The organism is Alkalimonas sp. (assembly GCF_020831925.1).
GTDB lineage: Bacteria > Pseudomonadota > Gammaproteobacteria > Enterobacterales > Alteromonadaceae > Alkalimonas.
Genome location: NZ_JAFIFQ010000024.1, coordinates 21651 through 33441, shown reverse-complemented (window position 1 = coordinate 33441; position 11791 = coordinate 21651). Strand labels below are relative to the sequence as shown.

Below are 11791 nucleotides of genomic sequence, written 5' to 3'. Positions count from 1 at the left end.
TGGTATCAGGACGGGAGGAAAGTATAGCAAAGCAATGCCAACTGCTCAATGCTGTTGCAGGGAAAATCGACAGCAAGGCTCCACAGCTGCAACTTAAGTTATCGGTTTCGGTGTTTGATCTGCTCCCACAGCGCATCCATCTCGGCTAAATCGCTTTGCTGCGGGGTTTTGCCACGCTTGGCCAGCTCTGCCTCCACCGCACGAAAACGGCGCTCGAATTTGCTGTTGGCCTGACGCAAGACACCTTCCGGCTCCAGCTTATGCTTGCGGATTACATTGACCAGCGCAAACAACAAGTCGCCGAGCTCTTCGGCCAGTTCCGGGCTATCCGCTGGCAGCTCTTCGACTTCCAGCACCTCTTCTTTGACTTTGAGCCAGGCACCGGCCACATCGCTCCAGTCAAAACCGACGTTGGCACAGCGTTTTTGCAGCTTGTAAGCCCGGCTTAATGCCGGCATGGCGGCCGGAATATTATCCAGCACGCTGTGCTGCCCACTGGCTTTACGCTCCTCGCTTTTCAAAGCTTCCCAGTTTTGCAGTACCTGCTCGGCATTCGTAGCCGGATTGCTGACTGTGCTATCGGCAAATACATGCGGGTGACGCCGTACCAGTTTGTCGCAGATGGCCTGTACACAGTCATTGAACTGAAAGCGGCCTTCTTCTTCAGCCATGCGGGCATAAAATACCGTTTGAAACAGCAAATCGCCCAGCTCGTCTTTCAGTTCATCAAAGCTTTGCCGCTCAATGGCATCTGCCACTTCGTAGGCTTCTTCCAGGGTATAGGGCACGATGCTGCTGAAAGTTTGCTTGATGTCCCAGGGGCAGCCATGCTCCGGGTCGCGCAACCTGGCCATAATGGCCAGTAGATCATCCATCTGGTACGACATGCTGTGGCTTCCGTTAATTTTGGTGGCAGCGCCGGGCTTCAATGACATCACTGACCTGGCTGATTTTACTCAGCAGCTTGTTCAATGAATCCTGGTTGTACAGCTCCAGCGTCATCGTAATCACCACGCTTTGTTCTTTGATGTTGGAATGGCTGTTCATCTGGGTGACATTGGCTTTTTCATTGGCCAAAATGCTGGTGATATCACGCAACAAACCATTGCGATCATGCGCCAGAATGCGAATATCAACCGCATAGCCAGAGGCATACTGATCGCCCCAGTTGGCATCCACCACCCGCTCCGGATGCTGGGCTTCCATCAGTTTAAACTGATCACAATCATCCCGGTGCACCGCAATACCACGGCCCTGGGTAATGTAGCCTATGATGGCATCACCCGGCAGCGGCTGACAACAACCGGCCATATGGGTGAGCAGGTTGCCTACGCCCTGCACCACCACATCACTCTGGACTCTGGGCGCACTGGGTTTTTGCTTAAGCCGTGGATCAATTTGTGGTTCATTGGTTTTAGGCTGCTGGCTTTGCAGGTAATGCACCACCTGCGTCAGCTTGATATCACCGCCGCCAATGCCCACCAGCAGCTCGTCCATGCTGTTGACGTTAAAGCGCTGCAATACCTTGGCCGGATGCTCCATCGGCAGATTAAGCTTCGCCAGCTCACTGTCCAGCAAGTCACGGCCGGCAGCCAGGTTTTTATCCTTGTCCTGCTGGCGGAACCAGTACTGTACTTTGGAGCGGGCCCGGCTGGACTTCAAATAACCTAAGTGCGGGTTTAACCAGTCGCGGCTAGGGTTTTGCTCGCGCCCGGTCAAAATTTCCACCTGATCGCCGGTTTTTAGCTGGTAGGTAAAAGGCACAATGCGGCCGGATACCTTAGCCCCGATGCAGCGATGGCCCACACTGGAATGCACATAGTAGGCGAAATCAAGCGGCGTTGAACCCAGCGGTAAATCGACAATGTCGCCTTTGGGGGTAAAGACATAGACCCGGTCTTCGGTAACCTGGTTACGCAGCTCCTCGGCCAGATCCGCGCTGTCGACCACCTCTTCCTGCCACTGCAACAGCTTGCGTAGCCAACCAATTTTCTCGTCATAACCTTCGCGGCCATGCTGAGAGCCTTCTTTGTACTTCCAATGCGCCGCCACGCCCAGCTCGGCATCTTCGTGCATCTGACGGGTACGGATTTGGATTTCCACCGCCCGCCCCTGCGGGCCTATCACCACGGTATGAATGGATTGATAGCCGTTTTGCTTTGGTGTCGCGATGTAATCATCAAACTCGGTAGGTAAATGCCGCCAGGAGGTATGCACCAAACCCAGGGCAGCATAACAGTCCTGTACTTTCTCTGTGACAATGCGCACCGCGCGGATATCGTAGAGCTGATCAAAAGCCAGATGCTTTTTCTGCATCTTTTTCCAGATGCTGTAGATATGCTTGGGCCGGCCATAGACTTCGGCAGCCAGGCCGGCTTCTTCGATTTTTCGTTCAATCTGCGCGACAAAATCCTGCATAAACTGTTCGCGATCAAGCCGTTTTTCTTCCAGCAAGCTGGCAATCTGTTTATACAGTTGTGGGTGCAGGTAGCGAAAGGCCAGATCTTCCAGCTCCCATTTGATTTGACCAATGCCCAAACGGTTAGCCAGCGGGGCAAAAATGGCATTGGTTTCTTTGGCAGCCAGAACCCGGGTTTCTTCGTCGGCATTTTTAACGTTGCGCAGCTCACAGATCTGACTGGCCAACTTGATCACCACAGCGCGCACATCTTCGACCATCGCCAACAGCATGCGGCGCAAGTTATCGGCTTGCTGAGGTTGCAGTGTTTGGTTGACCCCAATTGGAATACTGCGGATGGCTTCCATCTGTTTGACCGCCAGCAACATCGGCAGTACAGCGGAAGGGAAATTATCTTCAATGCTTTCGGCAGACAGCAAGCCGGCATCAAACAGCGGGAACAACAAGGCCGCCAGCAAGGCGTCTTTATCCATCCGTAACTCGGACAGAATTTCGACCATTTCCCAGCCATCACGCAGCTTGGGCTGGTCGGCACCCAGCTCGTTCTGTAGCAACCAAGACTCCGCAGCCAGCAGTGCATCGATTTTCTTGTCCGATAGCTTAAGCGCCGTTAAACGGCTTAGCAGTTCAGTGCTATCAGTTCGGTGCACATGGCGAACGGTGACCATGGTTTTCCCCTTGTCGTTTCATACGGATATCAGTCAGGCTCTGACGACTGGGTAGCGCACGCAGACACGCCGTAAACCCATCCATGGGGGCTGCGTTTTGCCATCCATGGCAAAAAGCGTCTGCTTAGCGTACCCAGTCATCAGAGCTGCTCACCGAGCGTAATAACTCTCTTCTTTAAGACTGCTCAAACAGCGCCATTACTTCCAAATGGCGGGTTTGCGGAAACATCTCCACCGCTTTGAGCCGCGTTAGCTGATAGCCCTGCCGAAGCAGCTGAGTCGCATCTCGGGCCAGCGTCTCCGGGTTGCAGGACACATACAAAATCATGCTGGCCCCGGTGCGGCCCAGTTGTTCAATGCTGCCAACCGCCCCGGCCCGGGCCGGATCCAACAGGACTTTATCAAAGCGCTGCTGGCTCCAGCCAGTGTCCGGCCAGGGCAGGTGCAAATCCGCTTGCGCAAATTGCACATTGCTAAGACCATTCTTTGCGGCATTGGTTGCAGCGCGTTCGACCATAGCCGCCAAGCCTTCCACACCAAACACTTCAGCGGCTTGTTGCGCCAACGGCAGGCTAAAATTGCCAATACCACAGTACAAATCCAGCACCCGATCCTGCGGCTGAATTGCCAGCCAGTCAAGTGCCGTTGCGACCATTTGTTGATTCACTGCGTCATTGACCTGAATAAAATCATCCGGCTGAAAACGCAGCATCAACTGCTGCGATGGCAATGAATAATGCAGCATAGTATCCGCCTGCTGCCAGGGGGTAAATTGACCAGACTCCGCTTCGCCCAACCAGCACGCCTCTGGCCAGCTGGCGCAGAGCAACTCAATATCACCGGGCGGAAGTGGTTCGGTATGACGCACCACCAAAGTAACTACGCCATCGGCATCAATCAGATCAAGATGCGTAATACTTCGCCCTTGTTGCAAACGTTTCAGCACTGGCAGCAGCTTCTCGAACACCGGCTGCAGCACCGGGCTTAGCACAGCACACTGCATCAGTGGCTGAATGCGAAAATCGCCTTGCTGGCGAAACCCCAGCTGAAACTGCTTTTTGCTCTGTTGATACCAAACTCCCAAGCGGGCCTTACGACGGTAGCCAAAGTCCGGGCCCGTGATGGCCTCCTCCCAGGGCAGTTGCTCAAGCCCAAGCTGATGGCACAGTAGTTGCTGCACCGCTTGTTGCTTCCAACGCAGCTGTGCAGCAGGTGTGGCATGTTGCAACTGGCAACCGCCACACTGCTGATAATGCGGGCAGGCCGCAGGCTGTCTTTCTGGCGAGGGTGTCAGTACCTTTTGCAGCTCGGCTTTGCTGAAGTTTTTTTTCTGGCTACTGAGCTTAACTTGCACCGTTTCGCCCGGCAAAGCGCCCGGGACAAACACCATACGACCATCCAGCCGCGCCAACCCCTGCCCCAGATGATCTAAGGCACTGATGGTCAAACGCTGGGCAGGCTTCGCAACGACAGCTTTTTTTGCTTGATAAATGATGGCCATAGCCAAAGACCCTTGTAGGCATTTTCTGACGGTTGTGTCATGATAGCTGAATCAATGAGCTATTGTAGCAAGCCGCTTTCGCCATGACGACTCTTGCGCTGCATCACCGTGTTCTGTTGCTGATTGTTGCACCGACTTTTCTGATCAGTGCACTGCTTGGCTGGTATTTTACCCAGGCCCGCACTCAGGATGTACGGCACTTTTTAGAACAACAGGCCAGCAATATCGCCGAACCGCTGGCACTGGCCAGTGCTGAAGCGCTGGCACAAAACAACCAGTATATGCTTGGTCAATTGCTGGATGTCAGCCACCGAAAAAACTCCCCATTGGTTAAGAGTATTACGGTATTTGACCCTCAACACCAACTGATAGCGACCAGCAATCACTACCCTGGCATTCATCAACTCACGCTCCAAGGCAACAAAGCTCCGTTGCAATTTACAGAGTTAGAAAGCGCCGCCAACTGGTTAATTATTCGAACACCTATTTGGCAGCAGGCAGAGCCAGAAGTAGCACCTCAGCAACTAGGTTATCTGGCGGTACGACTGCAGCGTGATAGCCTGATTCTGGCAAGACAATCGTCTATCCTGACGTCCGTGCTGGCCGTGCTGGCAGCATTACTGCTTAGCACTGTACTGGGCTGGCTGGCCAGCCGCACTATTAACCGGCCCATCCAGCAGATGCTGCAACTCATTCAGCAAGCTCAATCATTATCCTTACCGATGAAATCGAGTTCAGAGCAATCCAGCGAACTGCAGCAGTTAACCCAGGGCATTGAGCAACTGATCACGTGCTGCCAGGAGCTGCAGGATGACATGCAGCATCAGGTCGAACAGGCCACCGCCGATTTACAACAAAGCATGGAGCAGCTGGAAGTACAAAGCATTGAGCTCGAACTTGGCAAACGCAAAGCCATGGAAGAAAACCGGCAAAAAACCGAATTTTTAGCCAAAATGAGTCATGAATTACGCACACCTCTGAATGGCGTGCTTGGTTTTACCCGACAATTACTAAAAACCCAGCTTAGCGCCAGTCAATTCGACTACTTACAAACCATTCAGAAGTCGGCCAATAGCCTGCTGGTGCTGGTCAATGATGTGTTGGATTTCGCCCGGCTTGAAGAAGGAAGAATGCCGCTGAACCAACAGCCGGTGTCCTTGCGTGAACTCTTGGATGATGCCACCGAGCTGCTGGCCGCTCAGGCATTTGAGAAGCAACTGGAGCTAGCCCTGATTGTCGACCCCAGCTGTCCGGATGACATCGTGGTAGATGCTACCCGGTTAACCCAGGTACTGATGAACATTGCCGGTAATGCCATTAAATTTACCGACCGGGGCAGCGTACTGATCCGGGTACGCGCAAGCATTTTATCCGAACATCAACTGAGCTTGCATATTTCGGTGCAAGATACCGGCATTGGCCTGACCGAAGAACAGCAGCAACAAGTATTTCGTGGCTCTGGCCACCAGAAAACCAATATTGGCAAACACACCGGTGCAGGCCTAGGCCTGATGATTTCGCAAAAGTTGGTGCATGCCATGTCGGGCCATATCGGCGTTGACAGCCAGGCCGGTAAAGGGGCCACTTTTTGGTTTACACTCGAGTGCAAACGGCATCCAACCACGGTGGCAGAACCTTTACCGCTCGAATTGCTGGATGGCAAACGCTTGCTGTATTTCGAGCCGCAACAATACTCACGTGAAGCCTGCAGCAACCTACTGCTTAGTTGGGGGCTTAATGTCACCCTCTGTGCCACCCAGGCTCAATTGCAACAAGCCTTGGCACATCAACAGCATTACGACTTTGCCTTGCTTGGCCGCACCTTATCATTGCATCAGCTGAACCAAATCCAGGAGCTGGTGCAGCGTGTCAGACCGCAATGCGATCATTGCTTTTTGCTGGTCAATACACTCTCACCGCACCTGCGTGAAGCCATTCAGTTATCCGGTGCAGATGCTTGCCTCTCAAAGCCGGTGCATCACCGTAAATTAGCGCTGGTGCTGGCCCAGCCCTATGTGCAACAGGTCAGCATCCATGCTGTGGCATTAAAACCTGCCAAAGCCAATTTGCGGGTGCTGGTGGTAGATGATAACGAAGCCAACCTGAAGTTAATTCACACCTTGTTGTCGGAACTCGTGCTGCATGTGGATACAGCGGTACATGGTGCTGAAGCTTGGCACAAAGCCACCCAGCATCTGTACGACATGATCTTTATGGACATTAATATGCCAGTGATGGATGGTGTTGAGGCTTGTCACAAGATCCAACAAAGCTCACTGAATGAGCAAACGCCAGTGATCGCGGTTACCGCTCATGCGGTTGCCGGTGAGCGTGAGCGATTGTTGCAGTTGGGTTTTGCTGATTTCTTGAGCAAGCCGCTGGATGAATACATGCTGCAACTGACGTTGCAAGAGCATCTGACACTGAGCAAACCCAGCGCCCAGCTCCGACAAGAGCCTGCCATACCGCACAGCAACTACATCGACTGGTCGTTGTCCCTGCAACGTGCTGGTGGCAAAGCTGAGCTGGCACTGGAAATGCTGCAAATGCTCTGCAACTCCTTGCCGGAATCCTATCAGCATATTGAAAATGCCTGGCAACAACGTGATGCAGAGCAACTGTTGCACCATGTGCACAAGTTGCATGGAGCCACCTGCTACAGTGGTGTGCCACAATTAAAGCAGTTGACGGAGCAGTTAGAAACGCAGCTAAAACGTGGTCAAAGCCTGGAGCTGCTGGAACCTGAAATGCTGGAGCTGGCCGACGTGGTGCAAGGCCTGTTGCAGGATTTAGCAGGCACCGAGTGGCAACAACTGGTAGCAACACCAGAACGACAGGTGTGATTCAGCACTCCAGAATCACGGTAGCACAAGCATAGTCCTGCTCATCACTGATGCTTAGCCAGCAATGCTGAATTTGCCGCTGTTGCAATAATTCCTGGCTGTAGCCGCTACAAACCAGTATAGGAGCCCCAGCTTCATCGTGGTTGACTTGAAACTGCTGCCAGGACACACCTCGTCCAATACCAGTCCCTAAAGCTTTGGCGGCCGCCTCTTTGGCCGCAAAACGTTTGGCTAAAAAGCGGGCGGGCTGGGCATGACCAACAAACTCGACCAGTTCGGCCGCGGTAAGCACACGCTCCGCTAACGCAGGGCTGCGTGCCAGACTGCGTTCAATCCGGCTGATTTGCACGATGTCGGTGCCAAGCCCGGCGATCGCCATCAGCGACGCGCCTCAATCATCAGTTGCTTCATATCCGCAACGGCAACATGCAAACCGCTAAACACTGCTCGGGCAACAATGGCATGGCCAATATTCAGTTCATACATTTCAGGTATCGCCGCGATCGGTTGTACGTTGTGGTAATGCAGGCCGTGACCGGCGTTCACCACCAAACCTTTACTGTGGGCATAACGGGCTGCCTGCTGAATACGCACCAGTTCCTGCTGTTGCTGCTCACCACTGCTTTCCGCATAACGGCCTGTATGCAGCTCAATGTAAGGCGCTCCGGCTGCCAGCACCGCATCGATCTGGCTCAGATCAGGGTCAATAAACAAAGACACTAGTATATTGGCCTCGCCAAGACGCTGGCAGGCCGCACGGATTTTATCCAGTTGCCCGGCTATATCCAGCCCGCCTTCCGTGGTCAGCTCTTCACGCTTTTCCGGCACAAGGCAGCAGAAATGCGGTTTGACATCCAGCGCTATGGTCAGCATTTCGTCCGTCACCGCCATTTCAAAATTCAGCCGGGTACTAATGGTCTGGTTCAGTAAATACACATCCCGGTCAACGATATGGCGGCGATCTTCGCGCAAATGCACGGTAATGCCATCAGCACCGGCTTGCTCCGCCACCAAGGCTGCATGCACTGGCTCCGGATAATTGGTACCACGTGCCTGGCGTAAAGTTGCGACATGATCGATGTTAACGCCCAGAAAAATTGCAGACATTGCAGTCTCCTTAAGAATGTTCATCCTGCCACGGCATCCGCTCGGTTCCGGGGATGCGCGGGGAAAAAAGCCCCCTGCTTTGCAACGGCTTATCACCAAGCAAGGGTTTTAATAGCATACGGCTGATTTGTTTGGCGGCCTGGCGGCAACCCGGCTCTGCCCAACCCCCCTGGTCAATCTGCTGCAAAAGCAGGCCTGAAAAACCCTGCTCAGCCTGACACCAGCCCTGTTCGTGCTGCCAGCTATAACAAAGCTGGGGCTGCAACGGCTGGCCGCTGGCATCCAGCTGCCAGTCTACCGGCTGACCAAGCTCAGCCAGCAGCGCGAATTCGAACTGTCGCAATACCGGTTCCAGCTGATCCAGCTGGGCTGGTCTTTGCTGCAAGTGCTGCAGTGCTGTCTGATAGAGCGCAAACAGCTGATCACTGGCAAGGTTATCCGGCCATACCCGGCACAACAACTCATTCAGGTAAAAGGCACAGAGCAGCGCAACACCCTGCAATGGGATCCCGGGTGCCTGCTCTTCCAGTTTTAAAATGGTTTTTAACTCATGGCTGCCGGTCAGCTGCAGCGTTAACAGCTGAAAAGGTTGTAACGGTTGGCGCTGTTTGCCGCTCCGCTTGCGAACCACTGCCGATAAACGACCCAGCTCCGGCAACAGCAGCTGCAGAATGACTTTATGCTCAGCCAAAGGCCGGCTGTGTAGAATATACGCCGCATGCCAGGGCGTTGTCAGGCTAGTTCTCGCCATACCCCAGGCTGCGCAAGGCGCGCTCATCATCGGCCCAGCCCGATTTGACCTTCACCCAGATTTGCAAAAACACTTTTTGCTCCAACAAACGCTCCAAATCTTTGCGTGCTTCAGTGGCGATGGTTTTCACCCGCTCACCTTTATTGCCTATGACCATACGCTTTTGGCTATCCCGCTCTACCAATACCAGGGCGGCTATGTGGTACAGTTTCTCTTCCCATTTAAAGCGCTCAATTTCCACCGTGACCGAGTAAGGCAATTCATCGCCCAAAAAGCGCATCAGCTTCTCGCGCACAATTTCTGCTGCCATAAAGCGCATCGAGCGATCGGTGACATAATCTTCCGGGAAAAAGAACTCACAGGCCGGTAGCTGCTTTTGTACCAAAGCACGCAGTTCAGCCACATTTTTACCATTTTTGGCGGAAACTGGCACAATTTCCAGGAAGTTCAGCTGCTGACCTAACCACTGCAACTGCTGCATCAACTTTTCTTTATCTGCCACCTGATCGGTTTTGTTTACTACCAGAATCACGTCTTTTTTGGCAGCAATCAACCGGTTCAGTACCATTTGATCGTCGTCTGTCCAACGGGTACCTTCAACCACAAAGAGCACTAGCTCTACATCCAGAATAGAGCTGGCCGCTGCGCGATTCATGAGCCGGTTGATGGCACGCTTTTCTTCAATGTGCAGGCCCGGAGTATCGACATAGACGGTTTGCACCTCATCGCGGGTATCAATGCCCAGAATACGGTGCCGGGTTGTTTGCGGTTTGCGCGACGTAATACTGACTTTTTGACCAATCAACTCGTTCAGCAGCGTGGACTTACCGACATTGGGCCGGCCTACAATCGCGACCAGACCAGCACGGGTGGTTGGCTGCTCGGTTTCAGTGTTCATGTTGAATCAGCTCCAGCATTTTATGGGCGGCATCCTGTTCAGCCTTGCGGCGCGAACTGCCGGTAGCTTGCACTGGGGTGCGGCCTTCGATGGTGCAGCTAACGGTAAAGTGTTGATTGTGCGCCTCACCGGCCGTCTCTTCCACCTGGTACACCGGCAAGGCCAAGCGGCGGCCTTGCAAGTATTCCTGCAGACGGGTTTTCGAGTCTTTTTGCTGCTGCGGTGTAATCTGTTGCAAGCGGCTGGCAAACCAGCAAAGGATCCGCTCTTTGCAAACATCCATACCCGCATCCAGGTAAATTGCCCCCAGAATGGCTTCAAAGGCATCGGCCAGGATCGATTCACGGCGATGACCACCGCTTTTCATTTCACCTGGGCCAAGGCGCAGGTAATCGGCAATCGACAATTCACTGGCGATTTCTGCCAGGGTCACCCCTTTCACCAGACTGGCACGCATACGGGTCAACTCGCCTTCTTTGGCATTGGGGAAATACTGGTACAAAGCTTCTGCAATCACCATACTAAGGATAGCATCGCCCAAAAACTCCAGCCGCTCATTGTGACGACCTTTGCAACTGCGGTGGGTCAACGCCTGTTGCAGCAGCTCCAACTCTGTAAATTCATGCCCCAGCAGGGGCATCAAGCGGCTTAACGGATTTTGTTGCTTGATCATCTAGTGAATACGTCCTATGCGCTCAAAACGAACGCCAATTGGAATAAAGCGTGGTAGCGCGCGATCTGGGTTGTCACTGAACTCAAAGCTCATCCAGATGAAGACTGCTTTACCAACCAGCAAGTCTTCTTCGATAAAGCCAAAAAAGCGGCTATCGCGGCTGTTATCCCGGTTGTCACCCACAGCAAAATAGTGGCCTTCGGGCACCAACCACTCATCAATAGCTGTACCGGCCTGGCGAAAATACTGGCCTTTTTGCTCTTGCATTGCAGCGGTCAGCAAAATATCGTACTGCTTGTCACCAAACTGCTCCGTGTAGCGCCGCTGCGGCAAACCCTGCTGAGTAAACTCGCCTTCGGCAGTAAAACTATAGCGAATTTGTTCCAGGCCAGGGCAATTGCTCTGATGTGCCTCTGTGCAGGCACGCTGAATGAAAAATTGCTTATCACGGTAGATCACCCGATCCCCCGGTAAGCCAATAATGCGCTTGATGTAATCCAGCCTCGGGTTTTCCGGGTATTTAAACACCGCAATATCGCCATGCTGCGGCAGATTGTTACGATACAGCGTTTTACGAAATACCGGATCTTTCACATCGTAGGCAAACTTCTGCACCAGAATAAAATCGCCAACCAACAAGGTAGGCATCATAGATCCGGACGGGATCTGAAAGGGCTCAAACAAAAAAGATCGTAGCACCGTAATAAAGGCGATAATAGGGAAAATGGAGCGCGCCGTTTCCGCCAGCCAAGGCTCTTTGGCGATACGCTCAATGGCTTCAGGTGGAAGCTTGCCACCGGCCGCAGCGACCGCCTGCTCCACCTGCTCACGCCGTTTAGGCGCAAACAGCCGGGCATCCAGCAGCCAAATTAAGCCGCTGGCCAGGGTAAGCAGCACCAGAAAAATTGCAAAGTATCCAGCCATAAGGGGG

10 protein-coding genes are annotated in these 11791 nt (G+C 53.3%); 1 reads left to right on the top strand and 9 read right to left on the bottom strand.

Annotation, left to right across the window (positions count from 1 at the left end; translation table 11 throughout):
• Positions 1-98: 98 nt before the first annotated feature.
• From mazG to rlmD, 3 genes are all read right to left on the bottom strand, one after another.
• Positions 99-887: a nucleoside triphosphate pyrophosphohydrolase gene (mazG, locus tag JJU14_RS09280; RefSeq protein ID WP_228612831.1), complete on the bottom strand. Its 789-nt coding sequence runs from the start codon at positions 885-887 to the stop codon at positions 99-101.
• A 13-nt stretch (positions 888-900) separates the two neighbouring features.
• Entirely contained in the window at positions 901-3087 is a 2187-nt protein-coding gene (relA, locus tag JJU14_RS09275) for a GTP diphosphokinase (protein WP_228612829.1), read from the bottom strand.
• A 175-nt stretch (positions 3088-3262) separates the two neighbouring features.
• Entirely contained in the window at positions 3263-4588 is a 1326-nt protein-coding gene (gene rlmD / locus JJU14_RS09270) for a 23S rRNA (uracil(1939)-C(5))-methyltransferase RlmD (protein ID WP_228612827.1), read from the bottom strand.
• Positions 4589-4671: 83 nt separating this feature from the next.
• Between rlmD and barA the strand changes: the two genes are divergently transcribed.
• On the top strand, positions 4672-7431 hold the full coding sequence (gene barA / locus JJU14_RS09265) for a two-component sensor histidine kinase BarA (RefSeq protein ID WP_228612826.1): 2760 nt from the start codon (positions 4672-4674) through the stop codon (positions 7429-7431).
• Position 7432: 1 nt separating this feature from the next.
• On the opposite strand, the gene acpS is transcribed toward barA, so the two are convergent.
• From acpS to lepB, 6 genes are read right to left on the bottom strand one after another with little or no spacing between them, the layout of a single operon-like run.
• Positions 7433-7810 (bottom strand): holo-ACP synthase, encoded by a 378-nt coding sequence (gene acpS / locus JJU14_RS09260; protein WP_228612825.1) that lies wholly within the window; start codon positions 7808-7810, stop codon positions 7433-7435.
• Positions 7810-8538: a pyridoxine 5'-phosphate synthase gene (gene pdxJ, locus JJU14_RS09255; protein WP_228612823.1), complete on the bottom strand. Its 729-nt coding sequence runs from the start codon at positions 8536-8538 to the stop codon at positions 7810-7812. The genes acpS and pdxJ overlap by 1 nt, the downstream gene beginning before the upstream one ends.
• A 10-nt stretch (positions 8539-8548) precedes the next feature.
• Positions 8549-9289 carry a DNA repair protein RecO gene (gene recO / locus JJU14_RS09250; protein ID WP_228612822.1) on the bottom strand — a complete coding sequence of 247 codons (741 nt, stop codon included), beginning with the start codon at positions 9287-9289 and terminating at the stop codon, positions 8549-8551.
• The gene (era, locus tag JJU14_RS09245) at positions 9276-10187 is read right to left on the bottom strand and encodes a GTPase Era (protein ID WP_228612821.1); all 912 of its coding nucleotides are present in this window, start codon (positions 10185-10187) and stop codon (positions 9276-9278) included. The genes recO and era overlap by 14 nt, the downstream gene beginning before the upstream one ends.
• Entirely contained in the window at positions 10177-10860 is a 684-nt protein-coding gene (rnc, locus tag JJU14_RS09240; RefSeq protein ID WP_228612815.1) for a ribonuclease III, read from the bottom strand. Before rnc ends, era begins: the two co-directional genes overlap by 11 nt.
• Positions 10861-11784 (bottom strand): signal peptidase I, encoded by a 924-nt coding sequence (gene lepB / locus JJU14_RS09235; protein ID WP_228612813.1) that lies wholly within the window; start codon positions 11782-11784, stop codon positions 10861-10863.
• Positions 11785-11791 lie beyond the last annotated feature (7 nt).